At 67.6% G+C, this 26,062-nt stretch carries 26 protein-coding genes; 17 read left to right on the forward strand and 9 right to left on the reverse strand.

Going from position 1 to position 26,062, the window contains the following annotated elements; genetic code table 11:
* The first annotated feature begins 34 nt into the window (after positions 1-34).
* Positions 35-787: a 3-hydroxyacyl-CoA dehydrogenase gene (locus Q0W90_RS07220; RefSeq protein ID WP_297592236.1), complete on the forward strand. Its 753-nt coding sequence runs from the start codon at positions 35-37 to the stop codon at positions 785-787.
* 141 nt (positions 788-928) lie between these two features.
* On the opposite strand, the gene Q0W90_RS07225 is transcribed toward Q0W90_RS07220, so the two are convergent.
* The gene (locus Q0W90_RS07225; RefSeq protein WP_003878506.1) at positions 929-1,051 is read right to left on the reverse strand and encodes a hypothetical protein; all 123 of its coding nucleotides are present in this window, start codon (positions 1,049-1,051) and stop codon (positions 929-931) included.
* Between the two features lie 312 nt (positions 1,052-1,363).
* Between Q0W90_RS07225 and Q0W90_RS07230 the strand changes: the two genes are divergently transcribed.
* Together Q0W90_RS07230 and Q0W90_RS07235 are read left to right on the forward strand one after the other, a co-directional pair.
* On the forward strand, positions 1,364-3,691 hold the full coding sequence (locus Q0W90_RS07230; RefSeq protein WP_297773819.1) for an MMPL family transporter: 2,328 nt from the start codon (positions 1,364-1,366) through the stop codon (positions 3,689-3,691).
* Positions 3,692-3,757: 66 nt separating this feature from the next.
* The gene (locus Q0W90_RS07235) at positions 3,758-4,387 is read left to right on the forward strand and encodes a class I SAM-dependent methyltransferase (protein ID WP_297592240.1); all 630 of its coding nucleotides are present in this window, start codon (positions 3,758-3,760) and stop codon (positions 4,385-4,387) included.
* A 3-nt stretch (positions 4,388-4,390) separates the two neighbouring features.
* Here Q0W90_RS07235 and Q0W90_RS07240 read toward each other — a convergent pair whose 3' ends face one another.
* Positions 4,391-5,104: an NAD-dependent deacylase gene (locus tag Q0W90_RS07240; protein WP_297592242.1), complete on the reverse strand. Its 714-nt coding sequence runs from the start codon at positions 5,102-5,104 to the stop codon at positions 4,391-4,393.
* Positions 5,105-5,141: 37 nt separating this feature from the next.
* On the opposite strand from Q0W90_RS07240, the gene Q0W90_RS07245 reads away from it, so the two are divergent.
* Positions 5,142-5,507, forward strand: a complete 366-nt coding sequence (locus tag Q0W90_RS07245) for a GntR family transcriptional regulator (RefSeq protein ID WP_297592244.1) — start codon at positions 5,142-5,144, stop codon at positions 5,505-5,507.
* Positions 5,508-5,581: 74 nt separating this feature from the next.
* Here Q0W90_RS07245 and Q0W90_RS07250 read toward each other — a convergent pair whose 3' ends face one another.
* Complete coding sequence (locus tag Q0W90_RS07250; protein ID WP_297773823.1) at positions 5,582-6,103, reverse strand: DUF1697 domain-containing protein; 522 nt, start codon at positions 6,101-6,103, stop codon at positions 5,582-5,584.
* A 75-nt stretch (positions 6,104-6,178) separates the two neighbouring features.
* Here Q0W90_RS07250 and Q0W90_RS07255 point away from each other — a divergent pair, with 75 nt between their 5' ends.
* Both Q0W90_RS07255 and Q0W90_RS07260 read left to right on the forward strand, forming a co-directional pair.
* Positions 6,179-6,622, forward strand: coding sequence for a PPOX class F420-dependent oxidoreductase (locus tag Q0W90_RS07255; RefSeq protein WP_297592249.1), 444 nt, complete (start codon positions 6,179-6,181; stop codon positions 6,620-6,622).
* A 47-nt stretch (positions 6,623-6,669) separates the two neighbouring features.
* Positions 6,670-6,894, forward strand: coding sequence for a DUF5302 domain-containing protein (locus tag Q0W90_RS07260; protein WP_297592251.1), 225 nt, complete (start codon positions 6,670-6,672; stop codon positions 6,892-6,894).
* A 34-nt stretch (positions 6,895-6,928) separates the two neighbouring features.
* Here Q0W90_RS07260 and Q0W90_RS07265 read toward each other — a convergent pair whose 3' ends face one another.
* Complete coding sequence (locus Q0W90_RS07265) at positions 6,929-7,459, reverse strand: nuclear transport factor 2 family protein (RefSeq protein ID WP_297773827.1); 531 nt, start codon at positions 7,457-7,459, stop codon at positions 6,929-6,931.
* A 116-nt stretch (positions 7,460-7,575) separates the two neighbouring features.
* On the opposite strand from Q0W90_RS07265, the gene Q0W90_RS07270 reads away from it, so the two are divergent.
* Positions 7,576-8,148, forward strand: coding sequence for an HhH-GPD-type base excision DNA repair protein (locus Q0W90_RS07270; protein WP_297592428.1), 573 nt, complete (start codon positions 7,576-7,578; stop codon positions 8,146-8,148).
* A gap of 28 nt (positions 8,149-8,176) precedes the next feature.
* Entirely contained in the window at positions 8,177-8,323 is a 147-nt protein-coding gene (locus tag Q0W90_RS07275; RefSeq protein ID WP_007169078.1) for a hypothetical protein, read from the forward strand.
* A gap of 73 nt (positions 8,324-8,396) precedes the next feature.
* Here Q0W90_RS07275 and Q0W90_RS07280 read toward each other — a convergent pair whose 3' ends face one another.
* Together Q0W90_RS07280 and Q0W90_RS07285 are read right to left on the reverse strand one after the other, a co-directional pair.
* Positions 8,397-9,404: a hypothetical protein gene (locus tag Q0W90_RS07280; RefSeq protein ID WP_297773830.1), complete on the reverse strand. Its 1,008-nt coding sequence runs from the start codon at positions 9,402-9,404 to the stop codon at positions 8,397-8,399.
* A gap of 47 nt (positions 9,405-9,451) precedes the next feature.
* On the reverse strand, positions 9,452-10,216 hold the full coding sequence (locus Q0W90_RS07285) for a hypothetical protein (protein WP_297592265.1): 765 nt from the start codon (positions 10,214-10,216) through the stop codon (positions 9,452-9,454).
* 132 nt (positions 10,217-10,348) lie between these two features.
* Between Q0W90_RS07285 and Q0W90_RS07290 the strand changes: the two genes are divergently transcribed.
* Positions 10,349-11,659, forward strand: coding sequence for a mannosyltransferase (locus Q0W90_RS07290; protein WP_297699328.1), 1,311 nt, complete (start codon positions 10,349-10,351; stop codon positions 11,657-11,659).
* On the opposite strand, the gene Q0W90_RS07295 is transcribed toward Q0W90_RS07290, so the two are convergent.
* Both Q0W90_RS07295 and Q0W90_RS07300 read right to left on the reverse strand, forming a co-directional pair.
* Positions 11,656-11,940 (reverse strand): 4a-hydroxytetrahydrobiopterin dehydratase, encoded by a 285-nt coding sequence (locus Q0W90_RS07295; protein ID WP_297773834.1) that lies wholly within the window; start codon positions 11,938-11,940, stop codon positions 11,656-11,658. The two genes, Q0W90_RS07290 and Q0W90_RS07295, sit on opposite strands and share 4 nt — an antisense overlap.
* Before the next feature lie 80 nt (positions 11,941-12,020).
* Positions 12,021-12,797, reverse strand: a complete 777-nt coding sequence (locus Q0W90_RS07300; protein ID WP_297699330.1) for a cell division protein DivIVA — start codon at positions 12,795-12,797, stop codon at positions 12,021-12,023.
* Between the two features lie 223 nt (positions 12,798-13,020).
* On the opposite strand from Q0W90_RS07300, the gene Q0W90_RS07305 reads away from it, so the two are divergent.
* The 7 genes from Q0W90_RS07305 to Q0W90_RS07335 all read left to right on the forward strand — a co-directional run bounded on the left by Q0W90_RS07305 (position 13,021) and on the right by Q0W90_RS07335 (position 24,682).
* Complete coding sequence (locus Q0W90_RS07305) at positions 13,021-13,413, forward strand: (deoxy)nucleoside triphosphate pyrophosphohydrolase (protein ID WP_297592271.1); 393 nt, start codon at positions 13,021-13,023, stop codon at positions 13,411-13,413.
* Positions 13,414-13,869: 456 nt separating this feature from the next.
* On the forward strand, positions 13,870-17,571 hold the full coding sequence (locus tag Q0W90_RS07310) for a nitrate reductase subunit alpha (RefSeq protein WP_297592273.1): 3,702 nt from the start codon (positions 13,870-13,872) through the stop codon (positions 17,569-17,571).
* A 31-nt stretch (positions 17,572-17,602) separates the two neighbouring features.
* A complete protein-coding gene (gene narH, locus Q0W90_RS07315) occupies positions 17,603-19,243 on the forward strand; it encodes a nitrate reductase subunit beta (protein ID WP_297592275.1) in 1,641 nt (546 codons plus the stop codon).
* Positions 19,240-19,908 carry a nitrate reductase molybdenum cofactor assembly chaperone gene (gene narJ / locus Q0W90_RS07320; protein WP_297592277.1) on the forward strand — a complete coding sequence of 223 codons (669 nt, stop codon included), beginning with the start codon at positions 19,240-19,242 and terminating at the stop codon, positions 19,906-19,908. The genes narH and narJ overlap by 4 nt, the downstream gene beginning before the upstream one ends.
* Complete coding sequence (narI, locus tag Q0W90_RS07325; RefSeq protein WP_297592279.1) at positions 19,901-20,632, forward strand: respiratory nitrate reductase subunit gamma; 732 nt, start codon at positions 19,901-19,903, stop codon at positions 20,630-20,632. Before narJ ends, narI begins: the two co-directional genes overlap by 8 nt.
* A gap of 210 nt (positions 20,633-20,842) precedes the next feature.
* Positions 20,843-22,732, forward strand: coding sequence for a translational GTPase TypA (gene typA, locus Q0W90_RS07330; RefSeq protein ID WP_297773840.1), 1,890 nt, complete (start codon positions 20,843-20,845; stop codon positions 22,730-22,732).
* A 45-nt stretch (positions 22,733-22,777) separates the two neighbouring features.
* Positions 22,778-24,682, forward strand: a complete 1,905-nt coding sequence (locus Q0W90_RS07335) for an ABC transporter family substrate-binding protein (protein ID WP_297773848.1) — start codon at positions 22,778-22,780, stop codon at positions 24,680-24,682.
* Positions 24,683-24,704: 22 nt separating this feature from the next.
* Here the strand turns inward: Q0W90_RS07335 and Q0W90_RS07340 are convergent, their stop codons facing one another.
* Positions 24,705-25,319: a TetR/AcrR family transcriptional regulator gene (locus Q0W90_RS07340; protein ID WP_297592283.1), complete on the reverse strand. Its 615-nt coding sequence runs from the start codon at positions 25,317-25,319 to the stop codon at positions 24,705-24,707.
* Positions 25,320-25,429: 110 nt separating this feature from the next.
* Between Q0W90_RS07340 and mshB the strand changes: the two genes are divergently transcribed.
* Positions 25,430-26,062 (forward strand): N-acetyl-1-D-myo-inositol-2-amino-2-deoxy-alpha-D-glucopyranoside deacetylase (mshB, locus tag Q0W90_RS07345; RefSeq protein ID WP_297773844.1); only part of this gene is annotated, 633 nt, incomplete at its 3' end.

A 26,062-nucleotide genomic window follows, 5' to 3' on the forward strand; every position in this document is an offset into this window, starting at 1 on the left:
GGTTGGTCGGCAGAACGCAGCGAAAGGACTCTCGATGGAGATCAAGGACGCCGTAGCAGTCGTCACCGGGGGCGCGTCGGGCCTGGGCCTGGCCACCACCAAGCGACTGCTCGACCGCGGCGCGCAGGTGGTCGTGATCGACCTGCGCGGCGAAGACGCGGTCCGCGAACTGGGCGACCGCGCCCGCTTCGTCGAGGCGGACGTCACCGACGAGGCCGCCGTCGGCAAGGCGCTGGACGCCGCGGAGTCGATGGGCACGCTGCGCATCAACGTCAACTGCGCGGGCATCGGCAACGCCATCAAGACCCTGTCCAAGGACGGCCCGTTCCCCCTGGACGGGTTCAAGAAGGTGATCGGCGTCAACCTGATCGGCACGTTCAATGTGCTGCGGCTGGCCGCGGAGCGCATCGCGAAGGCCGAGCCGGTGGGTGAAGAGCGCGGTGTCATCATCAACACCGCCTCGGTCGCCGCGTTCGAGGGCCAGATCGGCCAGGCCGCCTACTCGGCGTCCAAGGGTGGCGTGGTCGGCATGACGCTGCCGATCGCGCGCGACCTGTCGCGCGAGCTCATCCGCGTGGTGACCATCGCGCCGGGGTTGTTCAAGACGCCGCTGCTCGGCTCCCTGCCCGAGGAGGCGCAAGCGTCGCTGGGCAAGCAGGTGCCGCACCCGGCCCGGCTGGGCGACCCCGACGAGTACGGCGCGCTGGCCGTGCACATCGTCGAGAACCCGATGCTCAACGGCGAGGTCATCCGCCTGGATGGCGCCATCCGCATGGCCCCGCGCTGACGCGCACACCGTCGACAAAACGAAAGCCCCCCGCATCGGCGGGGGGCTTTCGTGACAACCAGGGTCAATGGTTACTTGCGGAACCATCGGCTGACGGAAGGTTCGGCCATTAACAGCCGTGCGAGCATGCTCATCGCTGGCTCAGCTCGCCGCTTGCAGTTCGTCGAACTGCTCCGAGGTCTCACCTTCCACCAGCACGTCGCCGTGGTAGAGGGCCTCGAAGTCGACCTTGATGACGTCGGCACTTGTGTCGTCGATCCACATGACACTGAGCGTATGGGCCGCCATTAAGGAATCTTTGAGTCACGGTTCGGAAAATGGTGGCAATTTACCGACGGGTAGGTTCGCCCGCCGTTTCCGCTGGAATTTGGGCCGTGAGCTGCTTCCTTACGGCACATTTTTCTGGCCGGACTCTTAGTGTCCCCGCGGTTTGAAACCCCGCGTTGAACGGTGCACCCGCCCGCCTGCGTGCTTAAGGAGAACACTGTTCGACGCGTGCGAATTAGCGTTTGTTACGTTGTCGCCGACCAGCCAGCGGCCAGCGCAAAGGGGCACCGGCAGCGGAAGGGCTCGAAAATGCTGCAGAAAATCGCCCGTGTCGCCATCGCGGCGCCGCGCCGGATCATCGCGACGGGGGTGCTGGTTTTCCTCGCCGCGGCCGTCTTCGGCATCCCCGTCGCCAAGAGCTTGTCGCCGGGAGGTTTCCAAGATCCGGACTCGGAGTCCGCCCGGGCCATCGGCGTGTTGGCCGACAAGTTCGGGCAGAGCGGTCAGCAGATGCTGATTCTGGTGACGGCCCCCGGTGGCACCAACAGCGAACAAGCCCGCAAGGTGGGCACCGACCTCGTCGACCAGTTGCAGCGGTCCCCGCTGGTCTACAACGCGTCCTCGCCCTGGACTGGCACGGCGTCGGACGACCTGGTGAGCCGCGACGGCAAGTCGGGCCTCATCGTGGTCAACCTCAAAGGCGGCGAGAACTTCGTTCAGAAAAACGCCCAGACCTTGTCGGACCAGTTCGTCCACGACCGTGACGGTGTCACCGTCCGCGCCGGCGGCGCGGCCATGCAGTATGCCCAGATCAACAAGCAGAACCAGGACGATCTGCTGGTGATGGAGATGATCGCGCTGCCGCTGAGCTTCCTGGTGCTGATCTGGGTGTTCGGCGGGCTGCTGGCCGCCGCACTGCCGATGGCGTTGGGTGCGCTGGCCGTCGTCGGTTCGATGTCGGTGTTGCGGCTGGTCACCTTCACCACCGAGGTGTCGATCTTCGCCCTCAACCTGAGCACCGCTCTGGGGCTCGCGCTGGCCATCGACTACACACTGCTGATCGTCAGCCGCTATCGCGACGAATTGGCCGAGGGCCACGACCGAGACGAGGCGCTCGTCCGGACCATGGCCACCTCCGGCCGCACGGTGCTGTTCTCCGCGGTCACCGTGGCGTTGTCGATGTCGGCGACGGTGGCGTTCCCGATGTATTTCCTCAAGTCGTTCGCCTACGCGGGGGTGGCGACGGTCGCGTTCGTCGCCACCGCGTCGATCGTGATCACCCCGGCCGCGATCGTGCTGCTGGGCGACCGGCTGGACGCGTTCGATGTGCGCCGGCTGTTGCGCAGGGCGCTTCGGCGACCCGAACCGGTGCACAAACCCGTCGAGCAACTGTTCTGGTATCGGTCGAGCAAGTTCGTGATGCGGCGCTGGGCGCCGATCGGCCTGGCCGTCGTGGGCCTGCTACTGCTGCTCGGGTTGCCGTTCTTCTCGGTCAAGTGGGGTTTCCCGGACGACCGGGTGCTGCCCCGTTCGGCGTCGGCGCATCAGGTCGGCGACCGGTTGCGCAGCGATTTCGCCGACGATTCCGCGACGTCGGTGCCCATCGTCGTCGCCGACGCCGCCGCCCTGAATCCGGGGGATTTCGACAAATACGCCGCCGAGCTGTCGCGGGTGCCCGACGTGGCGGCGGTGTCCGCACCCGGGGGCACCTTCGCCGGCGGGAACCGGGTCGGGCCACCGGCCGGGGCGACAGGGGTGGCCCATGGCAGCGCCTTCCTGACCGTCAGCAGCACGGCGCCGCTGTTTTCCGCGGCGAACGACGCCCAGCTCCAGCGGTTGCACGAGGTCCCCGGCCCCGCGGGCCGATCCGTCGAGATGGGCGGGGTGGCACAGGTGAACCGCGACAGTGTCGATGCGGTGACGGAACGGCTTCCGCTGGTGCTCGGGTTGATGGCCGCGATCACGTTCGTGTTGCTGTTCCTGCTGACCGGCAGCGTGCTGCTGCCGGTCAAGGCGCTCGCCTGCAACTTCCTGTCGTTGACCGCGGCGTTCGGCGCGCTGGTGTGGATCTTCCAGGACGGCCATCTCGGCGCGCTCGGCACCACACCGAGCGGGACGCTGGTGGCCAACATGCCGGTGCTGCTGTTCTGCATCGCCTTCGGGTTGTCGATGGATTACGAGGTCTTCCTGCTCTCCCGGATCCGCGAGTACTGGCTGGCGTCCGGCGCCGCCCGACCGGCCCGGCCGACCCCGAAGCAGGCCCACGCCGCCAACGACGAGAGCGTGGCGCTCGGCGTCGCCCGCACCGGACGGGTGATCACCGCGGCCGCGGTGGTGATGTCGATGTCCTTCGCCGCGCTGATCGCCGCCCACGTCTCGTTCATGCGGATGTTCGGTCTGGGCCTGGTGCTTGCCGTCATCGCCGACGCCACCCTGGTGCGGATGGTGGTCGTCCCGGCCTTCATGCATGTGATGGGCCGGTGGAATTGGTGGGCGCCCAAGCCTCTGGCGTGGCTGCATGACCGCTTCGGCATCAGTGAGGCAGGCGACGGAGGACCCGCACGCCTCGAGCCGCCCGCCGAACAGGTCGAACTCCCCGGGCCCGCGCTCGTGGAACCGGTGCCCAATATCGGTTAACGGCCGACCGACCTGGTCGTCGAACCCTATCCTGGGGCTCATCAGAGTCGGAAGGTTCACATACATATGACAACCGCGGTCGACAATCCCTTCTTCGCGCGCGTCTGGCCCGTCGTCGCCAGCCATGAAGCCGAGGCGATCCGTGCCCTGCGGCGGGAAAATCTGGCCGGCTTGTCCGGCCGGGTGCTGGAAGTCGGCGCGGGGGTCGGGACGAATTTTCCGCACTATCCGGAATCGGTCGACGAGGTGATCGCGGTCGAGCCCGAACCGCGGCTGGCGGCCCGGGCCCGCGCCGCGGCGGACGCGGTGCCCGTCCGCGTGATCGTCTCCGGCGAGGCGGCCGAAAGCCTCAGCGGCGGGGAGCCGTTCGACGCGGTGGTGTGCTCGCTGGTGCTCTGCTCGGTGCGCGACCCCGGCGGCGTGCTGCGGCGCCTGTACTCGTTGCTGCGCCCGGACGGGGAACTGCGCTACCTCGAGCACATCGCCAGCGCCGGTGCGCGCGGCCGCTTCCAGCGTTTCGTCGATGCGACCCTGTGGCCGCGGCTGTTCGGCAACTGTCACACCCATCGTGACACCGAACGCTCGATCGTCGAGGCGGGATTCGACGTCGACACGTCGAGGCGGGAGTGGACGCTGCCGGCCTGGGCGCCGATGCCGGTGTCGGAGCTGCTGCTGGGCCGCGCGCGCCGGCCCTGACCCTCACGTCAACAGAGCGGGCAGCCGCTGCAGCAGCCCGGGCAGCGCCGCGCTCGCCGTGTCACGGATGCTGAGGGTGGCGTTGGCCGATAACGGCGTGACTTCGGGATTGACCTCGATGACGGCGGCGCCGCGGGACAGCGCCAGCTCCGCCAGTCCGGCCGCCGGATAGACGATCGCCGAGGTCCCGACCACCACCATCACGTCGGCGGACTCGGTCGCCTGCACGGCGCGCTGCCACGGCTCGTCGGGCAACTGTTCGCCGAACCACACGATGTCGGGCCGGATCAGGCCGCCGCAATGACACACCGGGGGCTCCACCTCCAGCGCCGGTTCGGCCATGTGAGGCAGCGCGCCGCTGTACGGCACAGCACAACGCGCACAACGGAATTCGAAGAGGCTCCCGTGCAGGTGGTGGACGGACTGGCTGCCGGCGCGCTCGTGCAGGTCGTCAACGTTCTGGGTGATGACGCTGACCTGGGCGTCGTCTTGCCAGGCGGCGATGGCGCGATGACCCGCGTTGGGGTGGACATCGGCGACCAGGTAGTGCCGCCACAGATACCAGCCCCAGACGCGCTGGGGGTTGTCCCGCCAGCCTTGGGTGCTGGACAGCTCGTAGGGATCGAAGCGGGCCCACAACCCGTTCTTGTCATCGCGGAAGGTCGGCACGCCGCTCTCCGCGGAGATCCCCGCGCCGCTGAGCACCGCTACGCGCATCCCACCAAGATAGCCGGGGGTGGGGAATACTGGACGGGTGGAGCTGGGTGACTGGTTGCGGGTCGATGTGAAGGCGGGCAAGCCGTTGTTCGACCAGCTCAGGACGCAGGTGATCGACGGGGTCCGGGAGGGCGCATTGGCGCCCGGCACCCGCCTGCCCACCGTGCGGGATCTGGCCGGCCAACTCGGGGTCGCCGTCAACACCGTCGCTCGGGCCTACCGCGAGCTGGAAACCAACGCCATCATCGAAACCCGGGGCCGCTTCGGCACATTCATCGCCCGCTACGACCCGACCGACGCCGCGATGGCGGCCGCCGCGCGTGAGTACGTCCGGGTAGCGCGCGGACTCGGGCTGGACAAGGCCGATGCCGTGCGCTACATCGAAGCGGTGCCCGACGAGTGAGCCGCCCCGTTCGGCACTGAAAAACGTTGAAAACATCGAAAAGCGTTGGTGCGTCGAGTGTGTGCGCGCCGGGCTCAGCGCAACACCTTGTCCAGCGTGCGCAGGTTGCGCGTCGTGGTCGACGACTTGTAGCGCGCCTTACCCATCGTCTTGCCGATGGTGCTGTCCAGGGTGCCGCCCTTGGGGACCTGCCAGTAGACCACGCCCTCGCCCCGGCTGATCCTCTCGTTCGGGCCGGCGCCCAAGGCCTGCGCGGCGAGCTCGTCGAGCACCGCCCCATCGGCGACGAACGTGACGTAGGACTGGTATCCGTCGGCATCCCGCTCGAACGGATACGCGTCGACGACGTCGCGCACCGTGCCGATGTCGTAGGCCAGCACCCAGGCGTCGTAGCCGAACCGTTCGCGCAACGCGGCTTCCGCCTTCTTGCGCACCGCCGTGGCGCCCGCCGACGACTCCAGCAGCACGTTGCCGCTGGCCAACACGGTCCGCACCCCGGTGAAGCCCGCGTCGGTCAGGGCGGCCGCCACCTCGGCCATCTTGAGATTGACGCCTCCGACGTTGACGCCACGCAGAAACGCCGCGTACTTGGTCATGCCCCGATTCCACCAGCACGCCCGGGGAACCGCCATCCCGGGCCGTTCGGGCGGCGTGCGACGTAGGCTTTCGTCATGGGACGCCAAGTCTTCGACGACAAGCTGCTGGCCTTGATAAGCGGACATTCCCTCGGGGTGCTGGCCACCATCAAGCGCGACGGGCGACCGCAGCTGTCGAACGTGAGCTACCACTTCGACCCGCGCAGCCTTCTGATCCAGGTCTCGATCACCGAGCCGCGCGCCAAGACCCGCAACCTGCGGCGGGACCCGCGGGCGTCGATCCTGGTCGACGCCGACGACGGCTGGTCCTATGCCGTTGCCGAGGGCACCGCCGAACTGACACCCCCGGCGGCCGCGCCCGGCGATGACACCGTGGAGGCGCTGATTGCCTTGTACCGCAACATCGCCGGTGAACATCCGGATTGGGACGAATACCGTCGGGCGATGGTCACCGATCGGCGGGTGCTGCTGACGTTGCCGATCTCGCACGTGTACGGCATGCCCCCGGGCATGCGGTAGCCGCGCCGTCTACCCGCTCGCCGGCAAACCGGGGCTAAGCTGCCCGTATGGCTGAATCGAATGCCCGGCAGAGTTCACAGTCGTCCAAGTCGTCGGGGGCTTCTGAATCGCCCGGGTCAGACGAGGACACCAAGCGTAAGTTCCGTGAGGCGCTCGACCGCAAGATGGCGAAATCCTCGAACGGATCCGACCACAAAGACGGCGCCGGCAAGCAGTCCCGGGCGCACGGCGCGGCGGGAAACCGTCGTGAATTCCGCCGCAAGAGCGGCTGACTCCCGAGAGTTGTTAGTAGACAGCCTGATTCGTCTAGCCGCGGGGTGGGCAAAATAGGCCGATCGAAGGGTCGGCCTGCCCCGGTTTGGCGCGCAGGCTTCCCCGGGTGCTGGGATGCGAGAAATCCAGTTGGGACGGGTCGTTTTGGTATGCCCAATCCGCGACGATGGTGCGCCGACTGAATTTCCAGCGGCCGTCGTGCTGGGTGTACTCGTCCAGGTACCGGCCGCCGATGATGACGTCGATGTCGTGTTCGGGACCGGCGAAGGTGTGAAACACCAGGCAGTAGATCTCGCCGCGGGCCTCCTCGCCCTCGACCACGAAGTTCGTGGTGGTGATGTTGTGTTGGGAGACACGCACATACGGTTCCGCGGCCTGCAATTGTGCGATGAACTGTTCGACGCCGCCCGTGGAGAACGAGCCGTGCGAGTCGGTGGCCTCGGGGTGGTACAGGCTGCGGAGCCCGTCATAATCCGCGCGGTCGACGGCCCGGCAATAGGCGGTGACGAGCGCATGCAGTTCGTCGCGGGCCAGCATCAGTGCCAATCGGGTCTCATCCACCACCACGTCACGATAACTCCGGGGTTATCTGCTGGTCGTCAGCGACTTTCTGGTAGGTAGTCTGTCGAACACATAGGTCACCGGTCCTAGGGTGTGCAGCGAAAGGTTGGTCGTTGACAGTGAAACTGTGGCTCGCTCAAGAACCTGAGGCCGACAAGCTGCTATCCAGCGATCCGCTGGCCCTGCTCATCGGGATGGTTCTGGATCAGCAGGTACCTTTCGAGACGGCCTTCGCAGGACCGAAGAAGATCGCGGACCGGATGGGCGGCTTCGGTGCTCATGAAATCGCCGAGTACAACCCCGACAAGTTCGCCGCGCTGTGCTCGGAAAGGCCTGCGATACACCGATTTCCGGGATCGATGGCCAAGCGTATCCAGACCCTGGCCCAGATCGTCGTGGACCGTTACGACGGCGATGCCGCCGGCTTGTGGACCGCGGGCGACCCCGACGGCGAGGAGCTGCTGCGGCGAATTAAGGGGCTACCCGGATTCGGCGAGGTCAAGGCGCAGATCTTTCTGGCGCTGCTGGGCAAGCAGTACGGGGTGACGCCGAAAGGCTGGCGCGCGGCAGCCGGGCAGTTCGGCAAGGACGGCACGCACATCTCCGTCGCCGATATCGTCGATGCCCAATCGATGGGCGAAGTGCGTTCGTACAAGAAGCAGATGAAAGCAGCAGCCAAGGCGGCGAAGTAGTAGGTCACCAGAAGGGAAGGGCAGCAACGTGAAGACACACCTCACGTGTCCGTGCGGCGAGGCCATTGTCGGCAAGGACGAGGATGAGCTGGTCGAATTGACTCAAGCTCACCTCGCCAGCGTCCATCCTGGCCTCGAGTACGACCGCGACGCGATCCTGTTCATGGCGTACTAGAAGCGAGCGCGCGCACCCCCGGTGCGGGGGCACGCGCGTTCGCAGGTGGCGAAACGGTGGCGGCGCCGGTCGGTTACGGCACCACCGTCGAGCCGATCGTGGGCATGAACTGGCACTGCTTTTCCTTGGTGGTGACCTGCCCGAAGATCGTCGACATGATGCTGCCCGAACCGGTGTCGGCGATTGCGCTCAACGTCGTCGGCCCGTCCGGGTTGATGTCCGATCGCGGGGTGAGGGCGACGGTCCCGGACTTGCCGGTGGTTAGGTTCACCCACGTGACGTTCAACGGTAGCTTCTGCACCTCGGCGGGTCCGGGGGTACCGACCGCGGTGAACACGTAGGCGGTCTGGCCCGGGCCCGGGCCGGGGAGCGGAATCTTGGCGGGCCCCGCGACCGACAGCGCGGTGGCGATGGCGCTGCTGCCATCCGCCAGGCAATTGGTGCCGATCGACGGATACATGAAGTCCTGCGTGGGCGGCGTGTCAGCGCCGAATCCCGGAGCGGCCGCCGCGGGGGCGGCGTCCGGTGCAGGCGCAGGTGCCGGGGCGGGCAGCGCGGCGGCCTCCGGTGCGGGAGGGGTCGCGGCCGGCGCCGGTGGCGCCGGAACGGGTGCCGCGACGGGCCCATTGGCGGGTTGGGCGGGTGCCGGTGCCGGAGCGGCGGCGGGCGCCGGACCGGCCGCGTGCGCCGGGTCGATACCGGTCGGCAGGTGCGCCTGCAAACCGGGTTCTATGCCCGAGGCGGGCACGTGCTGCACCGGCCCGGTGGGCTCTTGGACGAACTGATTCACCGCCGCGGCAACGTTTTTGGACTCGCTGGGCGCGGTCGGGCTGTGGGTGAAGGCCTGCGCGGCGGCCATCAGCAGCTGCGTCGCTTGCTGCGGGTCGCCCGCCGCTTGCTGGATGAGCGGGCTGAGCTGCGACAAGGCAGGCAGACCCGGCAGCTGTTGGGCCGCGTTGGATGGTGGTGTCGGCTGCGGCGCCGCCGGGTCGGCTGCCGCGTTCGGGCAGAGCCCGAACGCGGCAACCGATGCCGTGACGACAGCGGCCAAACCTTTGGACAGATTCCAAGTGGTTGCCACGGTGTCCTCCGGTTCTCAGTGGTGGGTTAGGTCGACGACGACGCTGCTCAAGGCAGCGCGGCGAGCAGCGGCGCTGCCGGTCCGGCCGGGCTGGCCGCCGGCGCGGATGCGGCTGGGGCCGCCGGGGCCGCCGGCGCCGCCGGGGTCTGCCCCGATGCCAGCGCCGGCAGATCCTGCGGAAGCCGCACCTGCGAAGGCACGCTGACCGGGAGGCCCGACGGCATCGCCGGCATGTTGACCTGCGCCTGCGGGATTTGCGGGGCGGGCGGTGTGGCCGGTGCGGTCGGTGCCGACAACCCCGGGATCGCCGGCAGGCCCGGGATCGATGAGGCGGCCGGAACGCCCGGAGACGCGGCCGCCGGCTGGGCGCCGGTCAGGCCCTGGATCATCCCCGGAATGCCGGTGGCCGCTTGCGTTGACGCCGGTGCGGCGGGCGTCGCCGACTGCGCCAGCCCGGGAATGGACGGGAGCGCCGGGGACGACGCCGGAGCGACGGGTGTCGCCGGGGTCAGTCCGGGGATCGACGGAATGCCCGCCACCGATGCCGCCGAGGCCGGCGAGGCGGCCGCCGGAACGCCCGGGAAGCTGATGCCCGGAGTGGCCGGCGCCGCGGGCGGCGTGGCGCCGAGTGCGGTTGCGAGATTCTGCAGGATTTGAGGCGCGTTGGCCGCCGAACTGATCAGCTGCTGCGGAATGTTCGGCACGGCCGGAGCCGGCACGGGGTCGGCGTGGGCGATACCGCCCGTTAATAGTGCTGCGGACGAGCCGGCCACGACGGCGGCTGCTCGCAAGTAAGTCCAGATGGTTGGCATGACTCTCCCTGATTGATCGATTACAGGTCCCGGCGCCGAAGTTACTTTGATGCAGATGGGACTCAAGTGACACGTGTGGCATTTATGTATTCGTTACGGATACGAGTGAGAGCGGTGACCGAACGCTTGCAAATGAGTTCCCTAAATAGATGTCAGAGGACCGACGGGGCGGTGGCGGCTGCCCCGATCGCTAAAGTCGGGCGGATAAACACCATCTCGGCCGCCCCGGCGGCACCCATCACGCAGCGGTTGGCGGGCCTCCTGCCAGGGGCCGCGCCGATGCTGCTCGTCGCGAGCGTCGCCGCGAGGCTGGCCTGGACATACCTGGCCCCTAACGGCGCGAATTTCGTCGACCTGCACGTCTACCTCGGCGGAGCCGCCGCGATCGATCATCCCGGCGCGCTGTACAGCTACGTCTACGCCGACCAGACGCCGGACTTCCCGCTGCCGTTCACCTACCCGCCGTTCGCGGCCGTGGTCTTCTACCCGCTGCACCTGTTGCCGTTCGGCCTCGTCGCATTCCTGTGGCAGATCGCGACCATGGCCGCCCTCTACGGCGCGATCCGGATCAGCCAGCGCCTGACGGGCGTGGCGGCCGGCGCCCGCGGTCGCCGCCTCGCGATGGGGTGGACGGCGATCTCCATCTGGATCGAGCCGCTGCGCAGCACATTCGACTACGGCCAGGTCAATGTGTTGCTGATGACCGCCGTGTTGTGGGCGGTCTACACCACGCGATGGTGGCTGTCGGGGCTGCTGGTCGGCGTGGCGGCCGGAATCAAATTGACGCCCGCCGTCTCCGGGGTCTATTTGGCGGGGGCGCGGCGCTGGGCCGCGACGGTGTTCTCGGCGGTCGTTTTCGTTGCCACCATTGGGATTTCGGTCCTGGTCGTCGGCGATCAGACCCGCTACTACTTCACCGACCTGCTCGGCGACGCCCACCGGGTGGGCCCCATCGCCACCTCGTTCAATCAGTCCTGGCGCGGCGCCCTCTCGCGGATCCTGGGCCACGATGTCGGATTCGGCCCGCTGCTGGTGGCCGCCCTCGCGGTCACCGCGGTGCTGGCCGTCCTGGCCTGGCGCGGGCTGGACTCCGCCGATCAGCTGGGCAGGCTGATCGTGGTGGAGTTGTTCGGGCTGCTGTTCTCACCGATTTCCTGGACCCACCACTGGGTGTGGCTGGTGCCGCTGATGGTCTGGGCCATCCACGGGGCGGGCCGAACGCTGCGCGGAGCGCGCATCGTGGGCTGGGGTTGGTTGGTGCTCACCCTGATCGGTGTGCCGTGGTTGCTGAGCTTCGCTCAACCGACCATCTGGCAGATCAGCCGACCGTGGTACCTGGCCTGGGCCGGACTGATCTACCCGGTGGCGGCGGTGGCGACGTTGATCTGGGTCGCGGCCGCGGGCAGGCGTGATGCCGACGAGAAGGGCCCAGCCGCGGGTTAGTTGTCGACGATCCCGTTGATATCGCGTGCCATCTCGAGATCGTTTTTGGTGATACCGCCCTCGGAATGTGTGACGAGAGCGAAAGTCACCGTCCGCCAACGGATATCGATGTCCGGGTGGTGGTCCTTGCTCTCCGCGTGCTCGCCCACCCGGCGCACGGCATCGATACCGGCCAGGAAGCTTCCGAACTTGATCGAGCGGCGCAGGGCCCCGTCGGCGCGCTCCCATCCGTTGAGGTCGGGCAGTGCGGCGTCTACTTGGTCATCTGTTAACACGGCCATGCCGGATTCATCCTCTCCTTTCGGCTAACGGGTAACCGGGGAAGCCCGGAAGGTAACCGCCCTTCCCCGTGGGTGGTCACCTACGAGGCTACGGCGGGATTGCCCGGTGCCTGATTTTTCTGATCCAAGGGCACCACCACGCCGGCTTCCGGCAGATTATTTCGTTGCTGGTACGCGGACTCAAGGCTGGCCGGAACGCCCTGCAGGTCGCGGGCTACGCCCATCAGTTCTTCGAGGATCATGATTCGTTGCTGATTCGCCTCGTCCATCGCGCGGTGGGCTCGCTCATCGAAATCATGAGCCTTCTCCTTGGCGTCGGCGAGGAGTTGCTCACGCTCATGCTGGGCCTCCTGCCAGGCCTCGTCGATCAATGACTGGGCTTCGGCACGCGTACCGGCGAGTTCGGTGTCGAGATCTTTCCGGGTTTGTTCACATTCCGTTTCCAACGCTTTTCGCTGGGCGGCCATGTGCGCCAACAGCTCTCGGTGCTGCTGCTGCGTGGCCTCGGCCTCGGCCGCGGCCGCCGCGATGAGCGCGTCTGCCTCGGCCCGTGCCTCGGCCTGCATCCGGGAGATCTCATCGAGCGCACGCCGCAGCATCTTCGTCATCCGATGTTGTATCGCGTAGGACGACGGAGAGGTGTCCGAGAGGACAGCGACCTCGTCCTTGAGGCAGGCCACCTCGATCCGCAGCCCGGCGGCTTCATCGCCGGATTCGTTTCGCTGGGTCCTAAGGTTCTGCACTTCGTCGATCAGCAATTTCTCCTTGCTGAGCAACGCCTCGATGTAAGGATCGACCGCGGCCGGGTCGTAGCCCCTGAAGATGCGAGGGAACATATTTGCGCGTTCGGTGATCATCGCCAACTCCCATCCTGGAAGTGCCTGGTACTGACTAGAGTCGAGTATTCCACGATGGTGTTCAAACCGTAAGAGAGACATTGTGCCGCAAGGGAATTCGACTCACATCTCGGGGTCGGCGGCGACCAGTCGGGCGATCTGCCGTCTTCCGATGTTCATGCAGGTAGCCCAGACCGTTGGCAGGCCGTAACACGGCCACTGCGACGGTATAGCGTCACTGGCCATGCCGACCCAGATCGTCGTCGCCGGCGCCCTCATCTGCGACTCCCACGTCTTGGTGGCACAGCGCGTCCGGCCGCCGGAGCTGGCCGGCCGCTGGGAGCTGCCCGGCGGCAAGGTCGCGCCCGGTGAGGCCGAACGCGACGCGCTGGCCCGCGAGTTGGCCGAGGAGCTGGGCCTGGTGCTGGGCGACGTCGCGGTGGGCGACCGGCTCGGCGCGGACATCGCGGTGGACGGCGGGATCACCCTGCGGGCCTACCGGGTGCGCTTGCTCAGCGGTGAGCCGGCTGCGCGTGATCATCGGGCGTTGCGCTGGGTCACGGCCGCCGAGCTGCACGATGTCGACTGGGTGCCCGCCGATCGGGGCTGGCTGGAGGATCTGACCGGCGCCCTGTGAACGGCCCACATAACAAGTCCACAGACTTCCGGCAGCTTATGCACAGGCGCGTTCCAGGCCGCCACAGTGAACTGGAATACAACAATATGACCTGTAACTAACGCCACACGAATCTGCCCTGGATGTGCGAGCCGATAGCGAGCCAGATGGTTGTGCCGACCCTGCCGCCCCGGCTTCGTTGACCGACCGGGAGGCTTTCGCTTGCGCGAAAACCGATGCTCATGACGGCGTTTTTCGTACCTGGCCGGGGGCGGTGGACGTGATTGCCCCATCCACGTCGACCTATGCTGTGCTGTATCGCCGGCCATCCCGCGGGCCCGCAACACCGATGGTCGAGCCGATCCGAGCTGGTTCGGACGGGCGGATCACTGAGCGCACTGCTGAGCACAACTCAACTGAGGTCACACGTACGGCCGGGCGACACGGCGCGACACCACCGATTAGGAGGAGTACTTCTTGACTGCCACACCTCGCATTGGTGGAGTGCTCGAGGAGCTCTTGGAGCGCAGCGGGCGGTTCTTCACGCCGGGCGAGATCTCGGCCGACCTGCGCACCGTGACCCGGCAGGGAGGCCGCGAAGCCGACGTGTTCTACCGCGACCGCTGGAGCCACGACAAGGTGGTTCGCTCCACACACGGTGTCAACTGCACCGGGTCGTGCTCGTGGAAGATCTACGTCAAAGACGGCATCATCGCCTGGGAGGGCCAGGCGACCGACTATCCATCGGTGGGTCCGGACCGCCCGGAGTACGAGCCGCGCGGCTGTCCCCGCGGCGCGTCGTTCTCCTGGTATTCCTACTCGCCGACCCGGGTGCGCTACCCCTATGCCCGCGGTGTGCTGGTCGAGATGTACCGGGAGGCCAAGGCGCGGCTCGGCGATCCTGTGCTCGCATGGGCCGACATCCAGGCCGACCCGCAGCGCCGTCGCCGCTATCAGCGGGCCCGCGGCAAGGGCGGGCTGGTTCGGGTGAGCTGGGCCGAGGCCACCGAGATGATCGCCGCCGCCCACGTACACACGATCAAGACCTACGGTCCGGACCGGGTCGCCGGCTTCTCACCGATCCCGGCCATGTCGATGGTGTCCTACGCCGCCGGGTCGCGATTCTTCGAACTGATCGGCGCCCCGATGACGTCGTTCTACGACTGGTACGCAGATCTGCCGGTAGCCTCCCCGCAGGTGTTCGGCGACCAGACCGACGTGCCCGAATCCGGGGACTGGTGGGACGCGGCGTATCTGATGATGTGGGGTTCCAACGTTCCCATTACCCGGACCCCCGACGCGCACTGGATGGCCGAGGTCCGCTACCGCGGCACCAAGGTAGTCAGTGTCAGCCCCGACTACGCCGACAACACCAAGTTCGCCGATGAGTGGATGCCGTGCGCGGCCGGCACCGACGGCGCGTTGGCCATGGCGATGGGCCACGTGATCCTCACCGAATGCTATGTGCGCAAACCGGTTCCGTTCTTCATTGAGTATGCCAGCAGATACACCGACTTGCCGTTTTTGATCAAGCTCGAACAGCGTGGCGATGCGCTGGTGCCGGGGAAGAACCTCACCGCAGCCGACCTCGGACAAGACGTTGAAAATGCCGCGTTCAAACCGGCGCTGTTGGACGAGGCTACGGACTCGATCGTGGTGCCGCACGGCTCGCTGGGATTCCGCTACGGCGACGACGGCATCGGAAAGTGGAACCTTGACTTGGCCGATGTGAGGCCCGCGCTCAGCGTGCAGCCTGCGGGCGCCAGCAACGGTGATCGGCGCAGCGCGCTGGTCACGCTGCCCAGCTTCGACACCATCAACGGTGAAGGCGAAACCGCGGCGCGCGGTGTACCGGTACGCCAGGTCGGTGAGCACCTGGTGTGCACAGTGTTCGACCTGATGCTGGCCAACTACGCGGTGGCGCGTCCCGGGTTGCCCGGTGAGTGGCCCACCGGTTACGACGATCCCGCCCAGCCCAACACGCCGGCCTGGCAGGAGCCGATCACCGGGGTGTCGGCCACCCAAGCCATCCGCATCGCCAAGGAATTCGCCCGCAGCGCTGAGGAATCCGGTGGCCGGTCGATGATCATCATGGGCGGCGGCATCTGCCACTGGTTCCACAGCGACGCGATCTACCGTGCGGTGCTGGCGCTGCTGATGTTGACCGGGTCGATGGGACGCAACGGCGGCGGCTGGGCGCACTACGTCGGCCAAGAGAAGGTGCGTCCGCTCACCGGCTTTCAGACAATGTCGATGGCCACCGACTGGGTACGGCCGCCACGACAGGTGCCCGGCGCCTCCTATTGGTATGTGCACACCGATCAATGGCGCTACGACAATTACGGGGCCGACAAGCTGACCAGCCCGGTGGGCCGTGGCCGGTTTGCCGGCAAGCACACGATGGACTTGTTGGCCTCGGCAACGGCGATGGGCTGGACCCCGTTCTATCCGCAGTTCGACCGGTCCAGCCTCGACGTCGCCGACGAGGCGGCCGCGGCGGGCCGTGATGTCGGGGAGTATGTCGCCGAGCAGCTTGCGCAGCGCAAGCTCAAGCTTGCGGTGACCGATCCCGACGACCCTGGCAACTGGCCACGGGTGCTGACTGTCTGGCGCGCCAACCTGGTGGGTTCGTCCGGTAAGGGCGGGGAGTATTTCCTGCGGCATCTGTTGGGCACCGATGCGGACGTGCTGGGTGAGCCGCCGCGCGACGGGGTGCGGCCGACCGACGTCGTCTGGGATGGGGAGATTCCGGAGGGCAAGCTCGACCTGATGATGTCGATCGACTTCCGGATGACGTCCACGACCTTGGTGTCCGATGTGGTGCTGCCGGCAGCGACCTGGTACGAGAAGGCCGACCTGTCCAGCACCGACATGCACCCGTACGTGAACTCGTTCACTGCGGCGACCGACCCTCCGTGGGAAACACGTTCGGACTTCGACGCATTCGGCAGCATTGCGCGCACCTTCAGCGCGATGGCCAAACATCATCTGGGCACTCGCAGCGACGTGGTGCTCACCGCGTTGCTGCACGACACCCCCGACGCGATGGCCTGCCCCGATGGCACCGAGAACGACTGGCCGCACACCGGTGAGGTGCCGGTCCCGGGCAAGACGATGGCCAAACTCACCGTGGTGGAGCGTGACTACACTGCGATCTACGACAAGTGGGTGACGCTGGGTCCGCTCGTCGACAAACTCGGGTTGACCCTCAAGGGTTACACCGTGCATCCCCACGAAGAGGTTGACCAGCTGGCCGCCAAATTCGGGGTGATGAATTCCGGTGCCGGCCAAGGCCGCCCGGCGATCACTTCCGCCAAGCGGATGTGCGACGTGATCCTGGCGCTGTCCGGGACGACCAATGGCCGGCTGGCCGTCGAGGGCTTCCGCGAGTTGGAGAAACGCACCGGTCAGCGGTTGGCCCACCTCGCCGAGGGCAGCGAAGAACGTCGCATCACCTACGCCGACACCCAGGCTGCACCGGCCCCGGTGATCACCAGCCCGGAATGGTCGGGCAGCGAGGCAGGTGGGCGTCGTTACGCGCCGTTCACCGTCAACATCGAAAACCTCAAACCGTTCCACACGCTGACCGGTCGGATGCACTTCTACCTCGCGCACGACTGGATCGAGGAACTCGGTGAGCATCTGCCGGTCTTCCGTCCACCGCTGGACATGACCCGGTTGTTCGGCGCCCCCGCGTTGGGTGAGGCCGCAGACGGAATCGGGCTGACCGTGCGGTATCTCACCCCGCACTCGAAGTGGTCGTTCCACTCCACCTATCAGGACAACCTTTACATGCTGACGTTGTCCCGCGGCGGTCCGACCATGTGGATGAGCCCCGGTGACGCCGCGAAAATCAAGGTGCGCGATAACGATTGGGTCGAGGCGGTTAACACCAACGGTGTGTTCGTGTGCCGGGCCATCGTCAGCCACCGGATGCCCGACGGAGTGGTGTTCGTTTACCACGTGCAGGAACGCACTGTTGACACCCCGCGCTCGGAGACCACCGGCAAGCGTGGCGGCAACCACAACGCGCTGACCCGGGTACGGATCAAGCCCAGCCACCTGGCGGGCGGTTACGGCCAGCACGCGTTCGCCTTCAACTACCTGGGCCCGACCGGCAACCAGCGCGACGAGGTGACCGTCGTGCGCCGTCGCAGCCAGGAGGTGCGGTACGGATGAGGACCGACGCGGTGCGCGAAGGAAGTGTGCGATGAAGGTCATGGCGCAGTTGGGGATGGTGATGAACCTCGACAAATGCATCGGCTGCCACACCTGCTCGGTGACCTGCAAGCAGACCTGGACCAACCGGTCCGGCACGGAGTACGTGTGGTTCAACAACGTCGAAACCCGCCCGGGTGTGGGCTATCCGCGCACCTACGAAGACCAGGAACGCTGGCACGGCGGCTGGATTCGCGACAAGAAGGGCCGGCTGCGGCTGCGCGACGGCGGCCGCATCCAGAAGCTGCTGCGAATCTTCTCCAATCCGAAGTTGCCTGTCATCGACGATTACTACGAGCCGTGGACCTATGACTACGAGAACCTGACCACGGCACCCGCGGGTGACACCTTCCCGACGGCCGCGCCCAGGAGCCAGATCAGCGGTGAGCCGATGAAGGTCGAGTGGGGTCCGAACTGGGACGACAACCTCGCCGGGTCGCCCGAGATCCTGGCCCAGGACCCGATCCTGAAGAAGGTCAGCCAGGACATCAAGTTGAAGCTCGAAGAGACCTTCATGTTCTACCTGCCCCGGATCTGCGAGCACTGCCTGAATCCGTCGTGTGTCGCCTCGTGCCCGTCCGGGGCGATGTACAAGCGCAGCGAAGACGGCATCGTGCTCGTCGATCAGGACCGCTGCCGCGGGTGGCGGATGTGCGTGTCCGGATGCCCTTACAAGAAGGTGTATTTCAACCACAAGACCGGCAAAGCCGAGAAGTGCACCTTCTGCTACCCGCGTATCGAGGCCGGCCTGCCGACCATCTGCGCGGAGACCTGCGTGGGGCGGCTGCGGTACATCGGGTTGGTGCTCTACGACGCCGACCGGGTGCTGGAGGCCGCGTCGGTGGAAAAGGACAGCGACCTCTACGAGGCGCAGTGCGAGATCATCCTGGACCCGACCGATCCGGAGGTGGTCGCCGGCGCGCGCGCCGAAGGCATCTCCGACGAGTGGATCGACGCCGCGCGACGCTCGCCGATTTACGCGCTGATCAAGACCTACAAGGTGGCGCTGCCACTGCATCCGGAGTACCGAACCATGCCGATGGTCTGGTACATCCCGCCGCTGTCCCCGGTGGTCGACGCGGTCAGCCGCGACGGGCACGACGGGGAGGACATCGGCAACCTCTTCGGCGCGCTGGAGGCGCTGCGCATTCCGGTCCAGTACCTGGCGGAGCTGTTCACCGCCGGCGATATCAGCATCGTGGACAATGTGCTGCGGCGGTTGGCGGCGATGCGCTCGTACATGCGAGACATCAACCTCGGACGCGAGACTCAGCCGCACATACCTGAAGCGGTCGGGATGACCGAGGAGCAGATCTACCAGATGTACCGGCTGTTGGCGATCGCGAAATACGAGGACCGGTACGTCATCCCGACGGCGTATGGCGCCCAGGCTCATGATCTGGAGCACCTGGGGTGCTCGTTGTCGTCCGACGGCGGGCCGGGCATGTACGAGTCAGATCCGCTCAGCACGTCCACCAGCGACCCGCTGGTCGTTTCGGCGGACAACTTCCACTTGAAGAAAAAAGGTGCTGGCGGCGACGAACGCGGCACCGCGCGGGCCCGGGTGAACCTGCTCGATTGGGACGGCGGCCAGCTGCCCGCCGGAATGTTCCCCGAGGAGCGGAAGCGATGAGGCTGCTGGCTCAGCTCCGCGAGCGGTCCACCAGCCGGGCGATGCAGGATCGCCTGGTGTGGCAGGCGGCATCGCTGCTGCTGGCCTACCCGGACGACGGGTTCACCGAGCGACTGGACGCCGTCGACGAAATGCTCGGCCACATCAGCGGTCCCGCGGCGGCGCTCCTCGGGAAGACGGTAGCGACGCTGCGTGCCCGTGACCCGATGCCCGCCGCGATCGACTATGTCGCGACCTTCGATATGCGCCGGCGCGCCACGATGTATCTGACGTACTGGACGGCCGGGGACACCCGCAACCGCGGCCGGGAGATGCTGGCGTTCGCCACCGCCTACCGCGAGGCGGGTGCGCGGCCGCCGAGCGGTGAGGCGCCCGATCACCTGGCCGTGGTGCTCGAATTCGCCGCCACCGTCGATCCCGAGGCCGGCCGGCGACTGCTGAGCCAGCATCGGGTGCCGATCGACGTGTTGCGCGGCGCTCTGGCCGACGCCGGGTCACCCTACGAGCTGGTCGTCGCGGCGGTCTGCGAGACCCTGCCGGTCGCCACCGATCAGGAGGTGCGCCGCGCCCAGCGACTGGCGCAGGCCGGGCCACCCACGGAAGCCGTTGGGCTGCAACCCTTTACCTTGACCGTGCCACCCCGTAAAGGAACACCAGGTGTTTAGCAACGTCCTGTTCTGGGATATCGCCCCGTACGTCACGCTGTCGGTCCTGATCGTGGGGACCTGGTGGCGCTACCGCTACGACAAGTTCGGCTGGACCTCACGGTCCTCGCAGATCTACGAGTCGCGACTGCTGAGCATCGCCAGCCCCGTCTTCCATTTCGGCATCCTGGCGGTTTTCGCCGGCCATGTGGTGGGGCTGTTCATCCCGCCGAAGGTGACGCAGATGCTGAAGATGAGCGACCACCTCTACCACATGCAGGCGGTCATCGCCGGGTCGGCGGCCGGCGTCGCGACGCTCGTCGGAATCGGGCTGCTCGTCTACCGGCGGTTCACCCGTCCCGCCGTGTCCATGGCCACCACCCGCAGCGACAAGGTGATGTATGTGGTGCTGGTGCTGGCGATCGTGGTGGGCCTGTACTGCGACCTGATCGGCACCGGCCCGCACGGCGGCGAGTTCCACTATCGCTACACGGTCGGTTTGTGGTTCCGCCGGATCTGGATATTTCAGCCGCACGGCGAGGTGATGATCAACGCGCCGCTGGACTATCAGCTGCACGCCCTGATCGGCATGGTGTTGTTCACGCTGTGGCCGTTCACCCGGCTGGTGCACGCGTTCAGCGCCCCGATCGTCTACCTGTTCCGGCCCTACATCGTCTACCGCAGCCGCGAGGTGGCGGCCAAGGGCCAACTCGTCGGCACCGCGCCGCGCCGCCGGGGCTGGTAAGCGGCACCGCCAAAGGCCGCGCGAAGCGCCGTTGCACCTTGAGTGTGCGGCCTGGGCTTTGGTTGTGCGGCCAGGGCGACGACACGCCGATCCGCCACGCCGCCACCGCACACTCAATGCCGCCATTGCACACTCAACGCCCCCGCCGTTCACCTGCCTGGTCGCCCGCCAGTTCGCTATCTCGGCCCCCCGGCTGCCACAATCACCGACGTGCCATTCCGCAACGTCGCCATCGTCGCCCACGTCGACCACGGCAAGACGACCCTCGTCGACGCGATGCTGCGGCAGTCCGGCGCGCTGCACCACCGGGGTGACGACACCCAGGAACGCATCATGGACAGCGGTGACCTCGAGAAGGAAAAGGGCATCACCATCCTGGCCAAGAACACCGCGGTGCACCGCCATCACCCGGACGGCGCCGTCACGGTGATCAACGTGATCGACACCCCGGGGCACGCCGATTTCGGCGGTGAGGTGGAGCGCGGGCTGTCCATGGTGGACGGGGTGCTGTTGCTGGTCGACGCCTCCGAGGGGCCGTTGCCGCAGACCCGGTTCGTGCTGCGCAAGGCGCTGGCCGCGCACCTCCCGGTGATCCTCGTCGTCAACAAGACCGACCGCCCCGACGCGCGCATCGCCGAGGTCGTCGAGGCCAGCCACGACCTGTTGCTCGACGTCGCGTCCGACCTGGACGACGAGGCGGCCGCGGCCGCCGAACACGCGCTGGGCCTGCCGACGCTGTACGCGTCCGGGCGGGCGGGCATCGCCAGCACCGAGCAGCCCGCCGACGGCGAGGCGCCCGCCGGTGACAACCTGGACCCGCTGTTCGACGTGCTGATGGAGCACATCCCGGCGCCGTCGGGCGACCCGGAGGCGCCGCTGCAGGCGCTGGTGACCAACCTCGACGCGTCGGCGTTCCTCGGCCGGCTCGCCCTGATCCGCATCTACAACGGCAAGCTGCGCAAGGGTCAGCAGGTCGCCTGGATGCGCGAGGTCGACGGGTTGCCGGTCATCACCAGCGCCAAGATCACCGAATTGCTCGCGACCGAAGGCGTCGAGCGCAGCGCGACGGAGGTCGCGGCGGCCGGGGATATCGTGGCGGTGGCGGGCATCCCCGAGATCATGATCGGCGACACCCTGGCCGATCCCGAGCACGCCCACGCGCTGCCGCGCATCACCGTCGACGAGCCGGCGATCTCGGTGACGATCGGCACCAACACCTCGCCGCTGGCGGGCAAGGTCTCCGGTCACAAGCTGACCGCACGCATGGTCCGCGGCCGGCTGGACGCCGAGCTGGTCGGCAACGTCTCGATCCGGGTCGTCGACATCGGCCGGCCCGACGCCTGGGAGGTGCAGGGCCGCGGCGAGCTCGCCCTGGCCGTGCTGGTCGAACAGATGCGCCGGGAGGGTTTCGAGCTGACGGTCGGCAAGCCGCAGGTGGTGACCCGGACGATCGACGGCAAGCTGCACGAGCCGTTCGAAGCGATGACGATCGACTGCCCCGACGAATTCGTCGGTCCCATCACCCAGCTGATGGCCGCCCGCAAGGGCCGCATGGAAGAGATGACCAACCACGCGGCCGGCTGGGTCCGGATGGACTTCATCGTGCCCAGCCGCGGCCTGATCGGCTTCCGCACCGACTTCCTCACCCTCACCCGCGGCACCGGCATCGCCAACGCCGTGTTCGACGGCTACCGGCCGTGGGCGGGGGAGATCCGGGCCCGCCACACCGGGTCGCTGGTATCCGACCGCGCGGGCAGCATCACGCCGTTCGCGATGATCCAGCTCGCCGACCGGGGTCAGTTCTTCGTCGAGCCCGGCCAGGACACCTACGAGGGCATGGTTGTCGGAATCAACCCGCGCGCAGAGGATCTCGACATCAATGTCACCCGTGAGAAGAAGCTGACCAACATGCGCTCGTCGACCGCCGATGTCATCGAGACGCTGGCCAAGCCCCTCGAGCTCGACCTGGAGCAGGCCATGGAATTCTGCGCGCAAGACGAATGCGTCGAGGTCACCCCGCAGATCGTGCGGGTGCGCAAGGTCGAGCTGGACGCCACCTCCCGGGCGCGCAGCCGGTCGCGCGCCAAGGCCCGGGGCTAACCTCTGGTGGTCGGACGGGCTGCTGCGCGGCTGCTCGCTACCCTGATCAGCGTGCCGAGACGCGTCCGCCGTTTGTTCATGGTGCTCGGCGGCCTGGTCTCGGTGGTCGGGCTGGTGCTCTCGGCGTGTACGGTCAACCCGCCGCCGGCGCCGCAGAGCACCGATACGCCGCGCAACTCGGTTCCGCCGCCGCCCCGGGTCAGCGAGATCATCATGGGCATCGACTCGATCGGCGCGGGCTTCAATCCGCACCTGCTGTCCGATCTGTCCCCGGTGAACGCGGCGATCAGTGCGCTGGTGCTGCCGAGCGCCTTTCGGCCGGTGCCGGACACCAATACGCCGGCCGGCTCACGCTGGGAGATGGACCCGACCTTGTTGGTGTCCGCCGACGTGACGAACCAGAACCCGTTCACGGTGACGTACAAGATTCGGCCCGAGGCGCAGTGGACCGACAACGCCCCCATCGCCGCCGACGACTTCTGGTACCTGTGGCGCCAGATGGTCAGCCAGCCCGGGGTCGTCGACCCGGCCGGCTATGACCTCATCACCGGCGTGCAGTCGCTCGAGGGCGGCAAGCAGGCGGTGGTCACCTTCGCGCAGCCGTATCCGGCGTGGAAAGAGTTGTTCAGCAACATCCTTCCGGCGCACATCGTCAAGGACGTCCCCGGCGGTTTCGCGGCCGGGCTGGCGCGGGCGCTTCCGGTCACGGGCGGGCAGTTCCGGGTGGAGAGCATCGACCCGCAGCGCGACGAAATCCTGGTCGCCCGCAACGACCGTTACTGGGGGCCGCCGGCCAAGCCGGCGCTCATCCTTTTCCGGCGCGCCGGGGCCCCCGCCGCGCTGGCCGATTCCGTGCGCAACGGCGACACCCAGGTGGCGCAGGTGCACGGCGGCTCGGCGGCCTTCGCGCAGCTGTCCGCCATTCCCGACGTCCGGACCGCCCGCATCGTGACACCGCGGGTCATGCAGCTCACGCTGCGCGCGACCGAGCCCAAACTGACTGACACGCAAGTCCGTAAGGCGATCCTGGGGTTGCTCGACGTCGACCTGCTCGCCGCCGTGGGGGCGGGCAGCGACAACACGGTCACCCTGGATCAGGCCCAGATCCGTGCGCCGAGCGACCCCGGCTACGAGCCGACCGCGCCACCGGCGATGACGACGGCGGCCGCGCTGACGTTGCTGGAGGGGGCCGGATACCGGGTCGAACCCAACGCGTCGGCTTCAGGGGCCCCGCCCGCGCCGACCCCGGCGAACACCGGGCCGCCCGAAGTCATCCGGGGCCGGATCAGCAAGGACGGCCAACAGTTGTCGCTGGCCATCGGAGTGGCGGCCAATGACCCGACCGCGGTGGCGGTGGCCAACACCGCCGCCGACCAGTTGCGCAACGTCGGCATCGCCGCGACCGTGCTGGCGCTGGACCCCGTCACCCTCTACCGTGACGCGCTGAAGGACAGCCGGGTGGACGCGATCGTCAGCTGGCATCAGGCGGGCGGAAACCTGGCAACCCGGCTCGCCTCCCGATACGGCTGTCCCGCGCTGCAATCGACCCAGGTGCCGGCCACAGGCGCGACGACGCCTGCTTCGTCTGCGCCCGCCGGGCCGGCGCCGTCCACCGGGCCGGGCACCACGTCCGCGACGCCGACGTCGGCGCCGCCGCCCAGCAGCCCCGCGGATCCTAACGCCCTGGTACAGGCGCCGTCGAACCTCACCGGAATCTGCGATCGCAGCGTCCAGTCGAACATCGACGCCGCCCTCAACGGCACCAAGAGCATCAACGACGTCATCACCGCGGTCGAACCACGGCTGTGGAACTTGTCCACGGTATTGCCGATCCTGCAGGACACCACGATCGTCGCGGTCGGACCGAGCGTGCAGAACGTCAGCCTGTCCGGCGCGGTTCCGGTCGGCATCGTCGGTGATGCCGGCCAATGGATCAAAACCGGGCCGTAACCACCGCGTCTGCTCGCGATGGTCAGTCGGCGGGCGGCCGCGACGCCCGCGGCGGGATCACGGTGTCGACGATGAGCGCCAGCTCCCGGCGGTTCGGCGGCGACCCGTTCAGCAGGAAGTGCTGGTTGATCAACGCCGACCCGATGCGGGCGGTCAGCGGCGTCACCCCCTCCGGAGCAAGGTCACCGTCGTGCACGGCGGCGTGCAGGATCGATTCCACGATTTTCAGGCGCGGCCGCACCACGGCGTCGGCGAAAATGCCCCGCATTTCCGGTTCGTGCAATAGCTGGTGGATGACGTCCAGACTGGGAAAGGCGGTCTTGCCGGCCAGCAGGTCACGCTGGGCGGTGAACATCGCCAGCAAGTTCTCCCGGGCCGAACGGCCGGAACGCAGTTCCGGCAGCGGCGGCAGCGCGAAAACCAAAGCGGCGTGCACCAGCTCGCATTTGGTGTCCCAGCGGCGGTAGAGCGCGGCCTTGCCGGTGTGAGCGCGCGCGGCGATTCCCTCCATGGTCAGACCGCCGTACCCGACTTCCGTCAGTTCCGCCAGGGTGGCCTCGTAGAGGGCACGTTCGAGGACCTCACCTCGCCGACGGCTTCGGCTGCCGGTCTGGTCTGCGTCCGTGAGCTGAGGCATTTCTTGATAGTAGCCGTGGGCGTTCCTACCTGCTGCTGCCGGTGAGGCAGCGGCCGGGAGGCAACCCTTCAACCGCCGATATCGTCGCCGCTGCCGGTAGGGTGCCGTCCATGCCTGAGACGCCGCGGCTGCTGTTCGTCCACGCGCATCCCGACGACGAAGCTCTCGGCACCGGCGCCACTATCGCCCACTACGCCGCCCGCGGGGCGGACGTCCGCGTCGTCACCTGCACGCTCGGCGAGGAGGGCGAGGTGATCGGCGATCGGTGGGCCGAGCTCGCCGCCGATCGCGCGGATCAACTCGGCGGCTACCGGATCGGCGAATTGACCGCCGCGTTGCAGGCGCTGGGCGCCGGCGAACCCAGCTATCTCGGTGGCGCGGGCCGGTGGCGCGATTCGGGCATGCGCGGCGCCCCCAAGCGGCGCCGGCAACGCTTCATCGACGCCGACGAGCGTGAGGCTGTCGGCGCGCTGGTGGCGCTCATCCGCGAGCAACGCCCACACGTCGTCGTCACCTACGATCCCGCCGGCGGCTATGGCCATCCTGATCACGTGCACACCCACACGGTGACGGCCGCCGCCGTCGCTGTGGCCGGCTTGTCGGCCGGCGCCGCCGCCGACTTTCCCGGCGAGCCCTGGGCCGTGCCGAAGTTCTACTGGTCGGTCTTCGCGACCCGCGCGTTCGAGGCCGGTCTGGACGCGCTGACGCCCGAGGACCTGCGACCCGAATGGTCGCTGCCGTCG

Source organism: Mycobacterium sp. (assembly GCF_025933915.1).
In the GTDB taxonomy this organism is placed as follows: Bacteria; Actinomycetota; Actinomycetes; order Mycobacteriales; family Mycobacteriaceae; genus Mycobacterium.